Below are 19,454 nucleotides of genomic sequence, written 5' to 3'. Positions count from 1 at the left end.
CGAGTGAGCACCGCCAACGCATCCGACCCCGCCGGGGGTGAGCAGCACCTCGACGGCACGTCGTCCGACCCGCTCGACGTCGGCGTCTCGGCAGGCAACTCGGCTGCTGAACACCTCTCGCCCGCGTTCCCCGAGCGGGCCGCCTGGGGCACTGCCAGCAAGTTGCGCGCCTGGCAGGCCGACGCCCTCGAGCTCTACTTCTCGACGATGCCGAGGGACTTCCTCGCGGCGGCCACTCCGGGTGCCGGCAAGACGACCTTCGCACTCCGCCTCGCCACCGAGCTCCTGTCCCGAGGCGAGGTCGACCGCGTCGTCGTCGTCGCCCCCACCGAGCACCTCAAACGCCAGTGGGCGGACGCCGCCGACCGGGTCAACCTCCGCCTCGACCCCATGTTCAAGAACGCCGACGGCACCTTCGGGCGGCACTACCACGGCATCGCCGTCACCTACGCCCAGGTCGGCATGAAACCCGAAGTGCACAAGGCCATCACGACTGCCGGTCGCACCCTGGTGATCCTCGACGAGGTGCACCACGGCGGTGACGCGCTGAGCTGGGGCGACGGCATCCGCGAGGCCTACACCGGCGCGACCCGCCGCCTCTCGTTGACGGGCACCCCGTTCCGGTCCGACACGGCGCCGATCCCGTTCGTGCAGTACGCCCCCGACGAGCACGGCATCCGCACCTCGAGGGCCGACTACTCCTACGGCTACGGTCGCGCCCTCGCCGACGGCGTCGTGCGCCCCGTCCTCTTCATGGCGTATGCCGGGCAGATGCGCTGGCGCACCCGGATGGGCGACGAGATGAGCGCGTCCCTCGGCGAGGCCGTGACGAAGGACATCACGGCTCAGGCCTGGCGCACGGCACTGTCGCCCCAGGGCGACTGGATACCGGCCGTCCTCTCGGCGGCCGACAAGCGTCTCACCGAGGTGCGCCGGGGCGTTCCCGACGCCGGCGGTCTCGTCATCGCCACCGACCACACCGCGGCTCGGCAGTACGCGGCCGTGCTGCAGAAGATCACGGGCGAGCGCCCGACCGTCGTCCTGAGCGACGAGAAGGCCGCCTCCGACCGCATCCAGGCCTTCTCCGACGGTGACAGCCGCTGGATGGTCGCCGTCCGCATGGTGTCCGAGGGCGTCGACGTCCCCCGCCTCGCCGTCGGCGTGTACGCCACCTCGGCCTCGACGCCGCTCTTCTTCGCCCAGGTCGTCGGTCGTTTCGTCCGTGCCCGGCGGCGGGGTGAGACCGCGTCGATCTTCCTGCCGAGCGTGCCCAGCCTGATGGCCCTGGCCAACCAGCTCGAGCTGCAACGCGACCACGCGCTCGACCGGCCCACCGACGCCGACGACGGGTTGTTCGCGCCCGAAGAAGACATGATGGCCGCAGCCAACCGTGACGAGAAAGCGTCGAGCCTGCTCGAGCAGCAGCCGTTCGAGGCCCTCGACTCGCAGGCCTCGTTCGACCGGGTGCTCTACGACGGAGGTGAGTTCGGTACCGGAGGCGAGATCGGCAGCCTCGAAGAACTCGACTTCATCGGCATCCCCGGTCTGCTCGAGCCCGATCAGGTGCGCGACCTGCTGCGACAGCGCCAGGCCACCCAGGCCCGACGGGCTCCGAAGACGGGGTTGCCCACGACGACTCCGGTCGACGAGGCCCGGCCGCTCTACCAGACCATCAAAGAGCAGCGGCAGGAGCTCAGCCGGCTGGTGTCGATCTGGTCGCGTCACTCGAACGAGCCGCACGGGCTGATCCACGCCGACCTCAGGCGCATCAGCGGGGGCCCGTCGGTCGCCCAGGCCAGCACCGAGCAGATTCAGAAACGCATCGACGTGCTCCGCGGTCGTCTGGGCCAGCGCGCCTGACCCGGGTACGATCGACCGATGCTCGACGAGAACGTCCCCGATCGGTGGACCGTGCGCGCCGACCCCGAGGCGGCACCCGAGGCGGTCGTCGAGCGCTTCGGCGGCGGGTACCGGCTGAGCCGGTGGAGTCCGACCGACGCCGAGCCGGCCCGGCTGGGCGTCTACACGTCCCCTGAACTCGCCGAGACCGCCTGGTGGCGACTCGTCGACCGCGAGCAGGGTCAGGGCAGGCGGACGATGTCGACCAGGCGGACGGGGCTCGAGGACGCCTGAGGGACGCCGCCCCGGGCCTCGGTCCCGCTGGTCGGGTCCAGCACCGACACGCCGTCGTCGCCGCACAGCAACACCGGTCGGACCTCGAACAGTCGTCCTCGGCCGAGTGCCTGGAGCCCTTCGGCCCATTGACGGTCCGAGGGACGGGACGTCGCGGCCCCGACCCTCTCGAGGACGAACGCCACGGTCGCGGCGCCGAACTCCGTGGCGACGGCTGACAGGGCATCACCGTAGTGGTCCAGGGCGGAGGTGTCGGGCACCTCGGGGATGCCCTCGAGCGGCACCATGAGGGGCAGGGGGACGTCGTCGTCGTCGAAGAACAGCGTCCAGAGCTGACGACGCACCGCCACGGGGACGATGGCCTCGACGTGCCGGACGAGGTCGCGGACGTCGCGGACGGGCGCGTGCGGATCGGCGACCCCTGCCGGGTCGGACGCGTCGCGGGACCCGATCGCGTCGGCGGGAGGGCGGTCGAGGGTGGTGGCGAGGACCGAGGTGAGTGTCATGGGTCGAGCATCTCGGGCCGCCACCACGCTCGGGGGGTTCTCCCCAGCCGCACCCGTCGACGACGGTCGATGCCCGGCTGGGGAGGACCGGTCAGCCCTGGAGCCGGACGGAGTCGCCGACGGTGACCGGTTCGGCGCCGTGGCCCGGTGCACCGGAGAGGGCCCGGAGCGCCCGGCGGAGGACCGTGCTGGACGTGCTCATCGTGTACGGGAAGTACACGACCTCGACCCCGACCGCGCCGAACTCACGTTCGAGTCGGAGGCCCTTCTCGGTGCCCCGCCAGTCGTCGCCCTTGAAGAACACGTCGAAGCGCAGCTCACGCCAGACGTCCATCTTGTCGGGCACGGTCTCGGCGTGGACGCCGTCCACGACGTCGATGTGACGCACGATCTCGAGTCGTTCGGCGAGGGGGACGACGGGCGAGATCCCCTTCGTCACCTGCAGCATCTCGTCGGACACGACCCCGGCGATGAGGTGGTCGCACTGCGCGGACGCGTGCCGCAGCAGGTTCAGGTGGCCGATGTGGAACAGGTCGAAGGCGCCGGCCGCGTAGCCGACCCGGCCCGCGCCTCCTCGTCCGTTCCCGACCTCGACGGGGTCGAGGGCGAGGCCGGTGGCGGGGGTGGGGATGACGTCCACGGGTGTGGTCCTCTCGTCAAGGTGGTGCTCGGGTGTGGTCACGACAGGGCACCGGGCCGACGTCGGAGGCGGGGGAGGTCCTGGAGCGGACGGGACCCGCCGGCGTGGTCGACCAGGTCGGCGATGCTGAACGAGGGAGCGGGTTCCTCGACGGGGTGACGGACGTCGTCGTCGAGCCAGGTGGCACGCACCAGGACCCGGCGCCACGGGGGCACGCCGGTCAGCACGACGCCCACGGGCCGGACGTCCAGGCTGAGCAGCTCGGCGCTCAGGCTCCGGAGGGACTCCACGGTCGTGACCCCGGAGCGGACGACGAGCAGCACGCCGTCGACCTCGTCGGTCACGCTGCGCAACGCGAGCGGGTGGGAGTCGCTCGAGGCCTGGACGACGGAGACGTCGTAGTCCTCCCGGAGGGCGGCAAAGAACGCGTGGGTCCCGGAGCGGACCAGGTGGCGGGACGACGCCACGACCCCGTCGGGCACCGGCACGCGGTCGTACCCGTGCCGATCGGCCTCGACCTCCTCGGGCACGGCGCCGACGGGCACCGTCGACGGGCGCGAGAGGGTCCGGGTGTCGAAGTCGGACTGGACCAGGGCGCAGGTGGCACCGAGTTCGACGACGGCGCGCGCGAGGCCGCCGTCGACGCCGACCGCCTCGCGGACCGAATCCGTGCGTGCCAGCAGGAGCGTGGCGGGCAGCGCGCCGCCGCGCAGTGCCCGCGTGTTCTGGACGACCTCGCGCAGGGCCGTGCGGGTCCGGGCGGAGGAGACCCCGGTGACCGGATCGTCGCCGTGTCGGAGAGCCCCGGGGAGCTGTCCCACGACCGGGAGCCCCGTGATCCGGCGGACGTCGTCGACCGTGTCGACCGTCGGTCGGGCACGGGACAGGACGAGCGCGCCGGCGAGACCGACGGCCAGGCCGGCCAGGAGTCCCGAGAGGACCGTGAGCGCGAGGCCGGGTTCGTCGGGCGTCGTCGGCACGGCCGCGGGGGAGGTCAGGTCGAGTGCGACGGTCTGACCGCCCGACCCGGCCTGCGACTCGACGCGGTCCACGACAGCCGAAAGGCTCTCGGCGACGTCGTCGGCCAGCGAGGCCGCTCCGTCGGCCGTGCCGGCCGTCGTCTGCACTCGGAGGACGGCGGTGCCGCCCGGGTTGACCACCGAGACCCGTTCGGCGAGTTCGTCGACGGGGACGCCGAGGTCGGCCGCGACCGGCCCGAGGACCTCGGGGCTCGTACCCAGCTCGGCGTAGGACGACACACGCTGCTGCGCGAACTGCCCGCGGGCCGCCAGGCCCGATTCCGGCGACTCGACGCGGACGAGGAGGGTCGCCTCGGCGCGCCATCCCACCGGGGCGAGCTGCGACGCGCCGACGCCGGCGGCCACCCCGAGCAGGGCCGCCACGCCGACGAGTGCGGCATGGCGTGACACGGCCCGACCGAGGCCGCCGACGAGGGCACGTCGGGCCGGGGCGCCCTCGCGACTCACGGCCTCGACCCGATCGACGGGGGCGTCACGGACTTCAGTTCGCGGAACCACTTCGGCAAGGCGAGGACGAGGTAGCCGGCGTTGGCGACGAGGAGGGCGAGGTAGACCACGGTGAACGCGGGCGGCCAGGCCAACAGGACGAACGCGAGGCACATCAGGCCGTAGTCCGTCGGGACGACGGCCAGGGAGTAGAGCAGTCCCGTACGTCGTCCCACGGGCGCGGCGACGCCCGTCCGGACCGCCTCCGCGCGGCGGAGCTGGTCGGTCAGGACGATGGCGAAGAAGGCCACCGTCGCCACGACCTGGTAGACGAGCGGCGCGGCCAGCAGGGCCTCGCGACCGTCCGGTTCACGCAGCCACGACGCGAAGACGGCCAGGTGCAGCACCGCGATCTTGGTCGCGTCGATGACGTGGTCGAGCCATTCACCCGCGGGGCTGCCGCCACCGCGGAGGCGGGCGACCTGCCCGTCCGCCGAGTCGAGCGCGTATCCCACGACGAGGAGCAGGACGACGGCCAGGGCCGTGCCGATGCCGGACGGCGCGAGGGCGAGGACGGCGATGCCCGCGAAGGTGCACGCGGCACTCAGTGCGGTGACCTGGTTCGGCGTCGCACCCAGCGTGTAGGCCACCGCGGCTGCCCAGCGACCGAGGCGGCGGTTGACGAAGCGGGAGTACGCGGGCGCACCCGTCGACGGCTTCTGGGCCGACGCGAGGGCGGCGAGGGCGGGTCGCACGGCACGGGGCACGGCCGGTCGGGCCGAGGCCGCCTCGGCGGTCGCGGTCGCCTCGGCGGTCGCGGTCGCGGTGGTGTCGCTCACGAGGCCACCGCCAGCGAATCGACGTCGGCCGTGTGCAGTTCGCGCGTGACGACGGCACCGATGCGGCGGCGCATGCGTTCCGGCGTGAATCGCTGCAGGTAGGCCTCGCGAGCGTGGCGCCCGGCGACGGCCAGGGTGACGACGTCCATCGACGCGAGGATCGACGTCAGGCCGTCGACGTCGCGACGGTCGAAGAGCCAGCCCGTGCGGCCCTCGTCGACGACCTCCTCGGGACCGCCGGAGCGGCTGGCGATGACGGGACGCCCCTGGCTGAACGCCTCGAGCGTCACGAGTCCGAACCCCTCGAGGGTGTCGGTCGGCAGGATGACCGCGTCGGCGTCGCGCAGGTAGGGCGACGCGTCGTCGACCTCTCCCACGACGGTGACCGTCTCGGGCCGCGAGACGATCGCGGCGACCAGAGCGGGCACGTCCACGGAGGAGCCGACGGCCGGGGGACCGCCCAGGACGACGAGCTGGCCGGGGCAACCCGCCGCGTTCCAGGCGGTGAGAAGCGTCGCGTGGCCCTTGTGACCGTTCCATCGGCTCGCCACCACGTACTGGGGCACACGACCCTCGGTGCGCTCGATCGCGTCGATCGACCGGTCCGAGACGCCGTTGTGGACCACGACGGCGCGCGAGTCCTCCGAGAGGCCGGACGAGTCGAGCACCGAACGCGACACGGCGACCAGCGAGGTGCAGGCGCGGGCCAGGGGACGGAGGCCACGTCGGTCACCGTCGCTCCAGGGCTCCTGCAGGTGTCCCACGACGCGGCGGACACCCATGGCCCGGGCGACGGGAGCCACGACGAGACAGGCGCTCGTCGCGCAGTAGACGAGGTCGAAGTGGCGTCCCGACAAGCGGAGCGCCGTGCGAGCCGCGTCGCGGGCCAGACGGACGAGTCCGAGCGGCCCGAGCCGGGTCCGGCGAAGGATCGGCAGGGGCGTCCGCTCGACGCGCGCCCCGAGCTCGCGCAGCCTCGGGCCCAGGGGCCCGACCGCGACGTCGGAGGGCAGCCAGACCGTGACGTCGAGGTCGTCGCGGGCGGCGAGCTCGCCGACCACCTCGAGGACGATCCGATCCGAGCCGTACATCTCGTCGGACGAGTGCACGAGCAGCACGCGGCTGCGACGCGATCCCCTCCGGCGGCGGGGGAGCTCGGGCAGGTCGACGCCCGGGCGGGCGTCCTCCCGCGTGGCCGGTGCGGCGGTCGCCGCCGGTGCGGACTCGCGGTCCCGGTAGTGCCTGATGTCGACGGACATGCTTTCTCCCCTGTCGTCGTGAGCGTGGTCCGGGCCCGTGAACGGCCCGTGGTGGTCTCGGATGCTGCTGGAGGGGCTCAATACGCTCCCCGGTGTTCGAAGAGCACGCGCACGGTCCGCCACATGATGACGAAGTCGACCGTCAGCGACCAGTTCTCGACGTAGTAGAGGTCGAGGCGGACGCTCTCCTCCCAGCTGAGGTCGCTGCGCCCGTTCACCTGCCACATGCCGGTGAGACCGGGCTTGATGTAGAGACGTCGGTGGACGTGGTCCTCGTATCCCTCGACCTCGCGCGGGAGGGGCGGCCGGGGCCCGACGACGCTCATGTCGCCCCGGACGATGTTCAACAGCTGGGGCAGCTCGTCGAGCGACCAGCGGCGGAGGACACCGCCGACGCGGGTGACCCGGGGGTCGGACTTCATCTTGAAGAGGAGGCCGGCGCCCTCGTCGGCCTGCGTCAGGTCGGCCAGGCGGCTCTCGGCGTCGACGACCATCGAACGGAACTTCAGCATCTCGAAGGTGCGCCCGTCCCGGCCGACCCGTCGCTGACGGAACAGCACCGGGCCGGGACCGTCGAGCCGCACCGCGAGGGCGACCACCGCGAACACCGGCGCGAGGACGACGAGGGCGGCGGACGCCAGCACCAGGTCGGACAGACGTTTGAGGGCGTGCCTCGGGCCGTCGAACTGAGGCAGCTCGACGTGCATCAGGGGAAGACCCTCGACCGGACGGTAGTGGATGCGCGGCCCGGCGACGTTCGTCAGTCGCGAGGCGATGACGAGCTCCGTCGCGCGTCCTTCGAGCGACCATCCGAGGTCGCGGAGGTACTCACGGCCACGGCCGGGTTCGCCGGCGACGATGACGCTCTCGGCGCCGAGACGCCAGACCGCACGGGGGACGCCGTCGAGGTCGGCCACCACCGGGACGACACGGCTTCCGACGACGATGCCTTGCGGGTCGGCGTCCGGGACGGCGGCCCCGACGACGTCGTACACAGCACCGCTCGTCTTGTCGATGCGACGGACGACGTCGGCGATGTCGTCGCGCGATCCCACGATGACCGCCCTCGAGAGGTAGTGGCCCTTCGCACGCTGGCGCTCGAGCCAGCGCCGCATCGTCCACCGGCCGACGACCAGGCCGGCCCCGCCGACGGGCAGCGCCACCAGGAAGTACCCCTCGCCGCCGATGTGCCCGACCGAGGCGAACCCGATCGCCACGACGGCGAAGGCCCAGACGCTGGCCGTGAGCAGGCGCTTGTACTCGACGACGCCGCTGCCCACGACCGCGAGGTCACGGGTGCGGTGCAGCGTCAGGCACAGGGTCCAGACCAGTCCCACGACGACGGGCAACCCGGGCGAGCCGACCGACTCGACGAGGGTGGCCGCGTCCGAGCCCCGACCGGCGGCGATGGCGCGCGCGGCATCGACCGCGACGGCACCGACGATGCTCAGGGTCAGGACGACGGTGTCGACGAGGCGGAGACGGCGCCGGTAGCGGCGGGCCCAGGCCGCGCCGGACTCGGCGTCGTGGGTCGCGGCCGGGGAGGCGAGGGGCGCCTCCGACTCGGGCAGGTCGAACGGGGGGTCGATCCGTCGGGGTGACGACGGTCCGACCAGGACTGAGCGGAGTTCGCTCTGCGTGCTGGACATCGGGTCTCGGGTTCGGGTAGGGGACGGCACGCCCACGTCGGTGGTGGCGACGGGGCGGTGGCGGGCGGTCGATCGAGGTTCGGGTTCGATCGACCGCCCAGGCGTCGCGCCGGAGCACGGGCGTCACGAGGGTGCGGGACGTCCGGCGGGGCGGCGACGGGCGCGTCGGGCAGCGGGTCTGCTCGACGCACGATTCGGGTCGGTGCGGTGATGCGGGAGCAGATGCTCCCGGTGAGAGGGTCGGGTTTCTCGGTTCCTGGTGATTTCGGGTCGACCAGGAGGATGCTGTGACTCTAGTTCGGGGGGCACCCGACACAAGAGCCTATCAAGACCCCCCGTTCGGGGGCGGTCGTGTCCCCCCTGTTGCCGACACCCGAACGGGTGACTCTCGACCCCCGTCGTGTCACCCGTGCGGGGGTGACAAGGAGCCGTGAAACGCGCCGGCGCGGCGTGTCCCTCCGCGGGCAGGACGTGGAGACCACCGCGGTCTCGGTGAAATGCCTGGTCAGATGCCGGTAATCGCTCACGGATGGATGCCCGACACGCTCACGTGGACGGCGTTCACCATCCCGACAGGTGTCGTTCATCTCGCCCCGTCCCCCTCCTGGCGGACACCGATGGGGTACAGACGGAGAACGCCCCCCGACCGATCGGTCGAGGGGCGCATCACCCGTCACAATCACCCTCGTCCGCGTGTCACGGACGGGTGACGAATCCCTGCTCGACCATCCAGTCGAAGGCCACGTCGGCCGGCTCCTCGCCCTCGACGTCGACCGCCAGGTTGAGGCGGCGCATCTCGGTGTCGGTGAGGGCGGGCGAGATCTCGTCGTACACCTCGGCCAGCTGCGGGTACTCCTCGAGCGTGGCCGTCGAGAGCACCGGTGCCGCGTTGTAGGCGGGGAAGAACCCGCGGTCGTCCTCGAGCACGTCGAGGTCGAGAGAGTCGATCCGACCGTCGGTCGTGAACACCTCGCCGAAGTTGCAGCTGCCCCGGTCGGTCGCGGTGTACACCGTGCCCGTGTCGAGGATGCTGACGTTGCTCGTCGGCACGCCGTCCGCGGCCCCGAGTTCGAGCCCGTAGGCGGCGAGCATGGGGGCGAAGCCGTCGGCCCGCGAGTTGAACTCGGCCTCGACGCAGAAGGTGCGCTGGTCGACGGGCAGGTCGGCGATCTGCGAGAGCGACGTGATGTCGCCCAGCTCGGGCACGGCCTCCGCCCGGACGGCCATGGCGTAGGTGTTGTTGAGCGGCGCCGGCTCGAGCCAGGTCAGTCCGTTGTCGGCGTCCGCGTCGCGGACGGCCTCGTACTGCTCCTGCTGGTCGGGGATGCCCTCGGCCTCGGCGAGGTAGGTCAGCCAGGCGGTCCCGGTGTACTCGTAAGTCATGTCGGCCGTGCCGTCGAGCATCAGCTGTCGTACCGCCACCGACCCCGGCACGTTCGTCATGTCGGTCACCTCGAAGCCCGCTGCCTGGGCGGCGAGCACCGCGATCTTGCCGAGGATGAGCTGCTCGGTGAAGTTCTTCGCCGTCACGGTGATGGCCGCGTCGTCGGGCAGCCCCTCGATGACGCGGATCGAGCCGGGCGCCACCGCGGGCACGAACGCCGTGGCCGGCTGCAGGCCGCACCCGGTCAGCGCGAACGTCGCCGCGGCGACGACGGCGAGGGACGAGGAGGCGCGGCGCAGCCGGCGGGGGAGGCGGGAGGTGGTCATGCGCGGAGTCCCTTCGGACGGGCGACGTACTCGACGACGCGACCCAGCCAGTCGATCATGAGGGCGAGGAGGGCGATGAGCAGTGCCCCGGAGACCAGGACCCGCGGCAGGAAGAGGTTCACCCCGGTGGTGATCAACAGGCCCAGCCCGCCGGCACCGATGAACGTGGCGAGGGCAGCCGACCCGACGAGCAGCACGAGGGCCGTGCGGATGCCCGAGAGCATCACCGGGACGGCCAGCGGAAGCTCGACCTTGAGCAGGACCGACGACGCGCTCATGCCCATGCCTCGACCGGCTTCGACGAGGCGGGCGTCGACGCTCTGCAGGCCGATCATGGTGTTGCGCAGCACCGGCAGCACCGCGTACAGCACGAGCGCGACGACGGCCGCCCAGAAGGTGAAGCCGAGCCAGAACGCGAGCAGCACGATCAGACCGATGGCCGGTGCGGCCTGCCCGAAGTTCGCGACGACCAGCACGGGGCCGCTGATGCGGACGAACGGGCGCCGGGTGAGCAGCACCCCGAGGGGGATGGCGAGTACGAGCACGATCGCCGCCGACACGAACGTCAGGGCGAGGTGCTCGCCCGTGTAGGCCAGCAGGTCGGAGGGGTTGAGGGTGGTGCGTTCGGCCGTCGTCAGGTCGGCCGTGGTCAGCCAGACGACGAACGCCGCGAACACGGCGAGCACGGCCACGGGTTGCACGAGCAGTCCGAGCCACGCCGGGCGGGGCGTACCCCGACCGGACGAGCGCCCGTCGACCGAGGCCGGGGCGACCGCGGCGGTCACGCCGCGTCCTCGTCGTCCGCGGGGGCCCCCGGCACCACGTCGAACGAGCCCGTGTTGGTGCCCACCGGCGCGTCGTGCTGGGCCTCGGCGGCCGACGCGCGTGCCCGGGTGATGGCCTCCATCACGACCTCGACCGTGATGACGCCGATGAAGGCGTCGCGCCGGCCCGTGACGAGCGCGGCACCCGCACTCGAGACCAGCATGGTGTCGAGCGCGTCGTTCAGCGTGGCGCCGCTGCCGATGACGGGCAGGTCGGCGTCGGGTGTCGAGCCCAGCACGCCGAGACGGCCGAGCTGCCGGCGCGAGGGCCACGAGACCGGTCGCTCCCGATCGTCGACGACGACCGCGTGGCCGTGGCCGGCCGCCTCGACCCGGGCGAGGACGTCGGCGGCGGACTCGCCCGAGCGGGCGACGACCGCCTCGGCGAGGTCGACGTCGCGGACGCGCGTCAACGTCAGCTGCTTGAGGCCGGCCCCCGACCCGATGAAGTTTTCGACGAACTCGTTCGCCGGCTCCGCGAGGATGCGCTCGGGGGTGTCGTACTGCACGATCCGCGCGCCCTCGGAGAAGATGACGATCCAGTCGCCGAGCTTCACGGCCTCGTCGAAGTCGTGGGTGACGATGACGATGGTCTTCTGCAGCTCGTGCTGGATGTTGATCAGCTCGTCCTGCAGGCGCTGACGGGTGATCGGGTCCACGGCGCCGAAGGGCTCGTCCATCAGCAGCACGGGCGGATCCGCGGCCAGTGCCCGGGCGACGCCGACGCGCTGCTGCTGACCGCCGGAGAGCTCGCGCGGGTACCGGTCGCGGTACGTGGCCGGATCGAGCGACACGAGTTCGAGCAGCTCGTCGACGCGGGCCGCGATGCGCTCCTTCGACCAGCCGAGCATCTTCGGCACGATCGCGATGTTCGCCGCGACGCTCATGTGCGGGAACAGTCCACCGGCCTGGATCACGTAGCCGATGCGACGGCGCAGCTCGTCGCCGTCGATCGAGGTGACGTCGTCGTCGCCCAGGACGATGCGCCCCTCGGAGGGCTCGATCAGCCGGTTGATCATCTTCAACGTCGTGGTCTTGCCGCAGCCCGAGGGCCCGACGAGCATGACGATCTTCCCGGCGGGGATCTCGAGCGTGATGCCGTCCACGGCCGGCTTCGCCTGGCCGGGGTACCGCTTCGTGACCTGGTCGAGGGTGATGCTGCGGCCCGAGACCTCGTCCGAGGGGGACGAGGAGGTGCGGGTGGGGTCAGTTCTGGACACGGATGCCTCTCGAGACGGTCAGGCGGCCGAGGCCGACGAGGAGGAGGTCGAGGACGAGGGCGAGCAGGACGACGCCCACCACGCCCGTGACCACGGAGGCGAGCGCGTTCGCCCCGCCGAGTCGGGACAGGCCCGAGAAGATGAAGCCGCCGAGGCCGGGCCCCAGCGCGTAGGCCGCCACCGCGGCGATGCCCATGACCATCTGCGCACTCACGCGGATGCCCGTGAGGATGATCGGCCACGCGAGGGGCATCTGCACGGTCGCGAGGGTACGGAGCCGGCCCATGCCGATGCCCCGTGCGGACTCGACGACGGAGCCGTCGACCTCGTGGAGTCCGACGACGGCGTTGCGCAGGATCGGCAGGGCGGCGAAGAACGTCACGACGATGACGGACGGCGCGACGCCGAAGCCCGCGAAGGGGATCAGGAGGCCGACGAGCGCGAACGAGGGGAGGGTCAGCCCGACGGCGGAGACGCCGTTCGCCAGCGCGTAGAGTCTCGGGCTGCGGTGGACGAGGGCGGCGAGGCCGACCGAGATGAGCACGGCCAGGACGAGGCACTGCACCACGAGGGAGAAGTGCTGCCACGAGGCGAACCAGATCTGGCTCCACCGGTCCACCACGAAATCCCACGCCACGCAGACCATCTCCCCATCACCGGCAACGACCGTCAGTCCGAACGGCCGCTCCTCTGGAGGCGACCGGCGTCCACACTAACCGCGGCCACCGCGCCGCGTCATGTCGCCGACCACCCCCCATGGGGCTCGAGACTTCCCTCCCGTTATCGAATCGAGTAGAGGAAAGACCAGGTGACGACGGCGTGTCGGCCTCAGCCGACACGCCGTTGTAACGATCCTCGGATTCCGCCCGGGAGGCCTCCCTCAGGGGGCCGACACCCCGGAGGTGACCTTGTACCGCGCTCCGTGGTGCTCGTCCGGCAACCGGTCGCCGCGGCCGAACAGCTTCTGCCGCAGGGTGCCCGGCTCGTACTCGGTGGGGTAGACACCCCGGGCCTGGAGAACGGGGATCACGTGTTCGACGACGTCCTCGAACGTGCCGGGCGTGATCGCGTAGGCGAGGTTGAACCCGTCGACGTCGGTCTCGTCGACCCATTCCTGCAACTGGTCCGCGATCTCCTCGCCGGACCCGACGATGCGGGGCCCGAGACCGCCGATCCCCGCCGCCTCGGCGATGTCGCGGATCGTCCACTCCTTGCCCGTGTCGCCCTCCTGCGCCTGGAAGTTCGCGAGTGCCGACTGGATGGCGTTGCTCTCGACGTCACCCACGGGGTCGTCGAGCGAGTAGGTCGACAGGTCGACGCCCATCCAGCCCGACATCAGCGTCAGGGCCCCTTCGTGGGAGGCGTAGCGCCGGTACTCGTCGTGCTTGGCCCGGGCCGCCTCGGGGGTGGCGTCGGTGATGATCGTCAGCAACGTGTAGATGCGCGCGGAGTAGCGGTCCCGACCCGCGGCCTCGAGGGCGTCCCGGATCTTCCCGACGGTCGCGGCCAAGCGTTCCTTGGTCGGGGCGGCCACGAAGATCGACTCGGCGTTGCCGGCGGCGAAGCGGATGCCCCGCAGCGAGGCACCGGCCTGGTAGATCACGGGCGTGCGTTGGGGGCTGGGCTCGGCGATGTGGATGCCGGGAACCTTGTAGTAGGTGCCGTCGTGGCCGATCTCGTGGACCTTCGTCGGGTCCGTGAAGACGCCCGATTCGCGATCGCGCACCACGGCGTCGTCCTCCCACGACCCCTCCCACAACTTGTAGAGGACCTCGAGGTACTCGTCCGCCTGGTCGTAGCGGGTGTCGTGGTCGAGCTGGTCGTCGGCACCCATGTTGCGGGCGGCGCTCGGCAGGTAGCCGGTGACGACGTTCCAGCCGACCCGCCCCTCGGTCAGGTGGTCGAGCGTGGACATGCGCCGTGCGAACGGGTAGGGGTGCTCGTAGGCGGTGCCGGCCGTGATGCCGAAGCCGAGGTGCTCGGTCGCGGCGGCCATGGCCGAGACGAGCAGCACCGGGTCGCCGACCGGGGTCTGGGTGCCGTTGCGCAGGGCCGCGTCGTGGTTGCCGCCGTAGACGTCGTAGGTGCCCAGCACGTCGGCGATGAAGAGGCCGTCGAAGACGCCCTTCTCGAGGAGGCGCGCGAGGGAGGTCCAGTAGCTCAGCTTCGTGTAGTCGGCCGAGCGGTCGTCGGGGTGCCGCCAGAGACCGGGGGACTGGTGCCCCACGCAGTTCATGTCGAAGGCGTTGAACCGGATTCGTCGAGTCATGAGGCCATCCTCACGACCCGGGCTCGTGCTGTCGTCCGCCCTGACACACGACGTCACACTCCACGCCCCGTAGCCTGTGTCGGTGCTCCCGTTCCGCCCCCGCGTCGCCGACGTCGACCGCCCCCGTCTCACCCGCGACGTCTACGTCCTCGGCGTGATCGCCTTCTTCGTCATGGTCGGCTTCGGCGTGGTCGTCCCCGTCCTGCCGGTCTACGCCCGCAGCTTCGGCGTCGATCACGCCCTGGTGGGCGCCGTCCTCTCGGCCTTCGCCCTCATGCGCCTCGTGGCGAGCCCGTTCGTGGGTCGACTCATCGACCTGATGGGCGAGCGGGTCGTGCTCTCGGTGGGCATCGGCATCGTGGCGCTGTCGAGCGGGCTCGCCGGGCTCGCCCAGACCTACCCGCAGCTGCTGCTGCTCCGGGGTGCGGGCGGCATCGGCTCGGCCATGTTCAGCATCGCGGCGATGACGTTGTTGCTCGGTGCGACCGACCCGTCGCTCCGAGCCCGGGCCGTCGGCTTCTACCAGGGCGGGTTCCTCGTCGGCGGCATGGCGGGTCCGGCGCTCGGCGGACTGCTCGCCACCATCTCGTTGACGGCACCGTTCTTCTTCTACGCGGGCACGCTCGCCGTGGCCGGCCTGGTGGGCGTCGTGCTGTTGCGCCGGGCACCGCAGCACTCCTCGACGACCGTCACCGCGCCTCCGGTGCCCCTCGGGGTCGTGCTGCGCGACGTGCGGTTCCGGACCGCGTGCGTGGCCAACTTCGCGCAGGGCTGGTCGTCGCTGGGAGTGCGCAGCGCACTCGTCCCCGTCCTCGTGGTCGAGGTCCTGCGCGGACCGACGGCGTGGACGGGCCTGCTCTTCGCCGCGTCGGCGGTGGCCCAGACCATCGCGCTGGCACCGGCCGCGCGCTTCGTCGACACGGTCGGCCGTCGATCGGCCGTGATCGGTGCGTTCGCGGTGGCCGCCGTGACCCTGTTCGCGGTGTCGCTCGCCCCGGACGTCTGGACCCTCGGCGCCCTGCTCTGCGTCTACGGCGTGGCGACGGCGTTCATGGGCACCGCGCCGGCGGCGCTGGTGGGCGACGCCGCGGGCGCCCGGGGCGGTCGTCCGGTCGCGATCTTCTCGATGTGCTCCGACGTCGGGGCGATCGCCGGGCCGCTCGTCGCCGGGCTGCTGGTCGACACGGTCTCGTACCCGGCGGCCTTCGGCGTGGCGGCCGTCCTGCTGGCGGTGGCGGCCGGGGCGGCGGTCCGTCTGCCCCGGACCACCGCCGCCGCCCCGACGCCCGCCTGATCAGCCGAGGTGCACGGGCGCCTCGGTGGGCAGCAGGTCCTCCTTGCGGCCTCGGATGAGGAAGAACGAGATCGGCGCCGCGAGCAGCATGGCGATCGCGGCGGCCAGGAACGCCACCGAGTAGCCGTCGACCAGCGCACCGAGCGGCCCGCCCACCGTCGACGTCGAGGACGCGACGGCCCCGGCGTAGAGGTTCGTGAACACGGCGAGACCGATCGATCCGCCGATCTGCATCATGGCGTTCGAGGTCGCGCTGGCGGCACCGGCGTCGTGCGGCGCGACCCGGCTGAGCGCCAGGTTCTGCATCGGCACGAAGACCCCGGCGAGGCCGACGCCCATGACGAGCAGGGCCGGCAGCACCTGCACGGCGTACGAGCCGTCGGCCGTGATCTGCGTGGCGAGCCAGAGCAGCCCCGCCCCGGCGACCAGCGGACCGACGATCATCATCGGGCGAGGGCCCACGACCGGCAGCAGCTTGGTCAGCAGGGGAGCGCAGACCATGATGACGAGCGTCATCGGCAGGCTGGCGAGCCCCGCCTCGAGCGGACCGAAGCCGAGCACGATCTGCAGGTGGAAGGTCAGGTAGAGCAGGGCGCCGATCATGACGCTCCCGACGATCAACTGCACCAGGAAGGCCCCGCCCCGGACGCGGTCGGCGAGCACGCGCATCGGCAGAAGCGGGTGGTCGCTCCGTCGCTCGACGACGACGAACAGGGCGAGCAGGCCGGCCCCCAGGGCGATGAAACCGATGACGACGGCCGACCCCCAGCCGTCCTCGGCCCGGGTGAAGCCGTAGACGAGGCTCGCGAGGCCGGCGGCGACGACGATCGTCCCGACGACGTCGAGACGGTTGCGTCCCTCGGCCCGGCTCTCGCTCACCACGAAGGCGGCGGCGACGATGGCGACGAGCACGATGGGCACGTTGACGAGCAGGCACCAGCGCCAGCTGACGAACTCGGTCAGCACTCCGCCGAGCACGAGTCCGACGGCGGCACCCGCGCCCGAGATGGCACCGAAGACCGCGAAGGCGGTGTTCCGGTCACGGCCGGACGCGAAGGTCGTGGTGAGCACCGCGAGGGCCGCGGGGGCGAGCAGGGCGGCGAAGACGCCCTGGAGGCCGCGGGCGAGGATGAGCTCGCCCCCGGTCTGCACGAGGCCGCCGAACGCCGAGGCGGCCCCGAAGCCGACCATGCCGACGATGAAGGTGCGCTTGCGCCCCCAGAAGTCGGCGATGCGGCCGCCGAGCAGCAGCAGGGCGCCGAACGCGAGCGCGTAGGCCGTGACGACCCACTGGCGGTTCTCGTCGCTGAGGCCGAGGTCGGCCTGGGCGTCGGGCAGGGCGATGTTGACGATGGTGCCGTCGAGGACGACGACGAGTTGCGCGAGGGCGACGATGACGAGCACCCACCAGCGGCGCGACGAGCGCGTCTTGGTGGGAGCGGGGGCGACGGTGGTCACTGCGGTACCTGTTTCTCTGAGGGGACGACGAATCACCCTACCTACTAGTTGGTTGGTTCGTAAGTCGGCTACGGTGATCCGATGCGAACCGATGCCGCCGAGACCCGTCGAGCCATCCTCGAGGCGGCGACCGCCGAGTTCTCGCGACACGGGCTGGCCGGGGCGCGCGTGGACCGCATCGCGGCCGAGGCCGGCTGCAGCAAGGAGCGCCTGTACGCGAACTTCGGCGACAAGCGTTCGCTCTTCACGACCGTCCTCAACGGCACCTTCGAGACGATGGGCGACGCGGCGTCGCGCCCGTCCGTGAGCATCGAGGAGTTCGCCCTCGCCGTCTTCGACCATATGCAGGCCCACCCCGACCACAGCCGACTGATCGCCTGGGCCCGACTCGAGGGCGAGCACGACTGGGAGGCCTCCGTCCCCACCCTGCGCGCCGTCCAGGACGCGGCCCTGTCTCAACTCGACCGCCTCCGTGACGACCCGGCCGTGACGGTGTCCTGGAGCAGCGACGACATCTTCGCCCTCGTCATGTCGCTCGCCCGCGCCTGGCAGAACCTTCCCGGTCTCGGCGAGGCACACCCCGGTGTGGTCCTCGACCCCGCCCTGCAGCGCGAGATCGTGCGCGAGGCCGTACGGCGCCTCACCACCGCCTGAGCCGGACCCGGGGCAACCGACCGCACCGACGACGAAGGAGGCGCGCCCCGGTCACCCGGGACGCGCCTCCTTCGATGTCGGTCGCGTCTACTTATTCGCGTCGACCTTCGGGGTCACCTTGAGGAAGCCCGCGCGCGGGTCGCCGAGGCCGACCAGCGGAGTCGTGTCGCGGCCGCCGACGAAGTTCGTCACCCAGCCGGAGAGGATGCGGAACTTGCGGTTGAGCGTCGGCATCGCGTACAGGTGGTAGCCGCGGTGGGCCATCCAGGCCGGCACGTTCTTGAGCTGCAGGCCGAACATGCTGGCCGCGCCCTTGCCGATGCCGTAGCTCGCCACGGTGCCGAGGGACTCGTGGCGGTACTCCTTGACGGGCTCGCCCGAGAGGGTGGCGATGACGTTGTCGGCCACGGTGACCGCCTGGCGCACGGCGTTCTGCGCGTTCGGCGGGTAGTACGCGGGCTGCTTCTCGGCCAGGAGGTCGGGGACCTGCGCGCCGTCGCCGAGGGCCCAGACGCCGTCGAGCTTCTGGCCGTCCTCGGTCTGCACCTGCAGCGTCGCGCTGACGTTGACGTGCCCCTTCGGACCGAGGGGCAGGCCCATGTCGCCCAGGACCGGGTTCGGCTTGACACCGGCCGTCCAGACGATCGTGCCCGCGGGGATGGTCTCGCCGTCGCTCAGCACGACGTCGCCGTCGATGCACGAGGGCATCGTCGTCTTGAGTCGGATGTCGATGCCGCGGCCGCGCAGCTGGCCGAGGGTCCACTTCGAGAGCTCGGGGCCGACCTCGGGGGCGACGCGGTCGAGGGCCTCGACCAGCACGAAGCGCAGTTCGTCGCGCGACAGGTTGGGGAACGTGTCGACTGCCGAGTTCGCGGCGTCGGACAGCTCGGCGAGGGCCTCGACGCCGGTGTAGCCGCCACCGACGAAGACGACGGTCAGGAGCTTGCGACGGACGGCGGGGTCCTTGACGCTGGCCGCCTCGGCGATGTTGCCGAGGATGCGGTCACGCACGTACTGCGCCTCTTCGACGCTCTTGAAGCCGACGCCGTTCTCGGCGAGTCCCGGGGTCGGGAAGGTGCGGGTGACCGCACCGAGGGCGACGACCAGCTGGTCGTAGGCGATGTCGCTCGACTCGCCGTCCGCACTGGTGACGGTGACCTTCTTGGCCTCGCTGTCGAGCCCGGTGACGGACGCCTCGACGACCTTCGTGCGCTTGAGCGTCTTGCGCAGCGGCACGGTGACGTCGCGCGCAGCGATGTGGCCACCGGCGACCTCGGGCAAGAACGGCTGGTAGGTGAAGTACGGGGCCTGGTCGACGAGGGTGATGCTCGCCGCCTGGGGTGGGTGTCGCTTCTGCAGCTCGAGTGCAGTGGTGAGCCCGGCGGAACCGCCGCCGAGAATTACGATTCGCTTGGTCATGTATGTGTTCCTCCCTCAGACGACCGTACCCCCGGGGCCGGTCGACGGGACGCCACGCGCCGAACGGCCCGGCACCCGCAGGGGGCCGGGCCGGGGCGCCGGTGGGCGGTGGGG

Annotated in this window: 17 protein-coding genes; 4 read left to right on the top strand and 13 right to left on the bottom strand. The window is 71.8% G+C overall.

The window, feature by feature from the left end:
- Positions 1–3 precede the first annotated feature (3 nt).
- Both SJY14_RS09245 and SJY14_RS09240 read left to right on the top strand, forming a co-directional pair.
- Positions 4–1,860, top strand: a complete 1,857-nt coding sequence (locus SJY14_RS09245; protein WP_396598766.1) for a DEAD/DEAH box helicase — start codon at positions 4–6, stop codon at positions 1,858–1,860.
- Between the two features lie 18 nt (positions 1,861–1,878).
- Positions 1,879–2,133 (top strand): hypothetical protein, encoded by a 255-nt coding sequence (locus SJY14_RS09240; RefSeq protein ID WP_043594977.1) that lies wholly within the window; start codon positions 1,879–1,881, stop codon positions 2,131–2,133.
- Here the strand turns inward: SJY14_RS09240 and SJY14_RS09235 are convergent.
- The 11 genes from SJY14_RS09235 to SJY14_RS09185 form a co-directional block, all read right to left on the bottom strand.
- Positions 2,082–2,639 (bottom strand): hypothetical protein, encoded by a 558-nt coding sequence (locus tag SJY14_RS09235; protein WP_396598765.1) that lies wholly within the window; start codon positions 2,637–2,639, stop codon positions 2,082–2,084. The genes SJY14_RS09240 and SJY14_RS09235 overlap by 52 nt on opposite strands.
- A 91-nt stretch (positions 2,640–2,730) precedes the next feature.
- A complete protein-coding gene (locus SJY14_RS09230; RefSeq protein WP_255364096.1) occupies positions 2,731–3,279 on the bottom strand; it encodes an adenylyltransferase/cytidyltransferase family protein in 549 nt (182 codons plus the stop codon).
- A 38-nt stretch (positions 3,280–3,317) separates the two neighbouring features.
- Positions 3,318–4,766 carry a hypothetical protein gene (locus tag SJY14_RS09225; protein WP_071253317.1) on the bottom strand — a complete coding sequence of 483 codons (1,449 nt, stop codon included), beginning with the start codon at positions 4,764–4,766 and terminating at the stop codon, positions 3,318–3,320.
- Entirely contained in the window at positions 4,763–5,584 is an 822-nt protein-coding gene (locus SJY14_RS09220; protein WP_255364095.1) for a CDP-alcohol phosphatidyltransferase family protein, read from the bottom strand. The genes SJY14_RS09225 and SJY14_RS09220 overlap by 4 nt, the downstream gene beginning before the upstream one ends.
- Positions 5,581–6,843, bottom strand: a complete 1,263-nt coding sequence (locus SJY14_RS09215; RefSeq protein ID WP_396598764.1) for a glycosyltransferase family 4 protein — start codon at positions 6,841–6,843, stop codon at positions 5,581–5,583. The genes SJY14_RS09220 and SJY14_RS09215 overlap by 4 nt, the downstream gene beginning before the upstream one ends.
- Positions 6,844–6,920: 77 nt before the next feature.
- Positions 6,921–8,492, bottom strand: coding sequence for a sugar transferase (locus SJY14_RS09210; RefSeq protein WP_396598763.1), 1,572 nt, complete (start codon positions 8,490–8,492; stop codon positions 6,921–6,923).
- A 696-nt stretch (positions 8,493–9,188) separates the two neighbouring features.
- On the bottom strand, positions 9,189–10,202 hold the full coding sequence (locus tag SJY14_RS09205; RefSeq protein ID WP_396598762.1) for a glycine betaine ABC transporter substrate-binding protein: 1,014 nt from the start codon (positions 10,200–10,202) through the stop codon (positions 9,189–9,191).
- On the bottom strand, positions 10,199–10,987 hold the full coding sequence (locus tag SJY14_RS09200) for an ABC transporter permease (protein ID WP_396598761.1): 789 nt from the start codon (positions 10,985–10,987) through the stop codon (positions 10,199–10,201). The genes SJY14_RS09205 and SJY14_RS09200 overlap by 4 nt, the downstream gene beginning before the upstream one ends.
- Positions 10,984–12,246 (bottom strand): ATP-binding cassette domain-containing protein, encoded by a 1,263-nt coding sequence (locus SJY14_RS09195; protein ID WP_396598760.1) that lies wholly within the window; start codon positions 12,244–12,246, stop codon positions 10,984–10,986. Before SJY14_RS09195 ends, SJY14_RS09200 begins: the two co-directional genes overlap by 4 nt.
- Positions 12,233–12,883 (bottom strand): ABC transporter permease, encoded by a 651-nt coding sequence (locus SJY14_RS09190; RefSeq protein ID WP_396598759.1) that lies wholly within the window; start codon positions 12,881–12,883, stop codon positions 12,233–12,235. The genes SJY14_RS09195 and SJY14_RS09190 overlap by 14 nt, the downstream gene beginning before the upstream one ends.
- 243 nt (positions 12,884–13,126) lie before the next feature.
- Positions 13,127–14,515 (bottom strand): LLM class flavin-dependent oxidoreductase, encoded by a 1,389-nt coding sequence (locus SJY14_RS09185; protein ID WP_396598758.1) that lies wholly within the window; start codon positions 14,513–14,515, stop codon positions 13,127–13,129.
- An 82-nt stretch (positions 14,516–14,597) separates the two neighbouring features.
- On the opposite strand from SJY14_RS09185, the gene SJY14_RS09180 reads away from it, so the two are divergent.
- On the top strand, positions 14,598–15,809 hold the full coding sequence (locus tag SJY14_RS09180; protein ID WP_396598757.1) for an MFS transporter: 1,212 nt from the start codon (positions 14,598–14,600) through the stop codon (positions 15,807–15,809).
- Here the strand turns inward: SJY14_RS09180 and SJY14_RS09175 are convergent, their stop codons facing one another.
- A complete protein-coding gene (locus tag SJY14_RS09175; protein WP_396598756.1) occupies positions 15,810–17,267 on the bottom strand; it encodes an MFS transporter in 1,458 nt (485 codons plus the stop codon). It lies immediately after the preceding gene.
- A gap of 81 nt (positions 17,268–17,348) precedes the next feature.
- Here SJY14_RS09175 and SJY14_RS09170 point away from each other — a divergent pair, with 81 nt between their 5' ends.
- Positions 17,349–17,921 carry a TetR family transcriptional regulator gene (locus tag SJY14_RS09170; RefSeq protein WP_396598755.1) on the top strand — a complete coding sequence of 191 codons (573 nt, stop codon included), beginning with the start codon at positions 17,349–17,351 and terminating at the stop codon, positions 17,919–17,921.
- 87 nt (positions 17,922–18,008) lie between these two features.
- Here the strand turns inward: SJY14_RS09170 and SJY14_RS09165 are convergent, their stop codons facing one another.
- Positions 18,009–19,340 (bottom strand): NAD(P)/FAD-dependent oxidoreductase, encoded by a 1,332-nt coding sequence (locus tag SJY14_RS09165; RefSeq protein ID WP_396598754.1) that lies wholly within the window; start codon positions 19,338–19,340, stop codon positions 18,009–18,011.
- Positions 19,341–19,454: the final 114 nt, after the last annotated feature.

The sequence above is a fragment of the Frigoribacterium sp. R86507 genome (assembly GCF_044597695.1).
Taxonomy (GTDB): Bacteria; Actinomycetota; Actinomycetes; order Actinomycetales; family Microbacteriaceae; genus Frigoribacterium.
The sequence above is the reverse complement of the archived record's forward strand: the minus strand, read 5'-3'. Positions and strand labels throughout refer to the sequence as shown.

Bases quoted from the DNA above. Each gene is read 5' to 3' on its own strand.
- SJY14_RS09240 (WP_043594977.1), top strand. From the start codon at position 1,879: ATGCTCGACGAGAACGTCCCCGATCGGTGGACCGTGCGCGCCGACCCC.
- SJY14_RS09235 (WP_396598765.1), bottom strand. From the start codon at position 2,639: ATGACACTCACCTCGGTCCTCGCCACCACCCTCGACCGCCCTCCCGCC.
- SJY14_RS09215 (WP_396598764.1), bottom strand. From the start codon at position 6,843: ATGTCCGTCGACATCAGGCACTACCGGGACCGCGAGTCCGCACCGGCG.
- SJY14_RS09210 (WP_396598763.1), bottom strand. From the start codon at position 8,492: ATGTCCAGCACGCAGAGCGAACTCCGCTCAGTCCTGGTCGGACCGTCG.
- SJY14_RS09205 (WP_396598762.1), bottom strand. From the start codon at position 10,202: ATGACCACCTCCCGCCTCCCCCGCCGGCTGCGCCGCGCCTCCTCGTCC.
- SJY14_RS09185 (WP_396598758.1), bottom strand. From the start codon at position 14,515: ATGACTCGACGAATCCGGTTCAACGCCTTCGACATGAACTGCGTGGGG.
- SJY14_RS09170 (WP_396598755.1), top strand. From the start codon at position 17,349: ATGCGAACCGATGCCGCCGAGACCCGTCGAGCCATCCTCGAGGCGGCG.
- SJY14_RS09165 (WP_396598754.1), bottom strand. From the start codon at position 19,340: ATGACCAAGCGAATCGTAATTCTCGGCGGCGGTTCCGCCGGGCTCACC.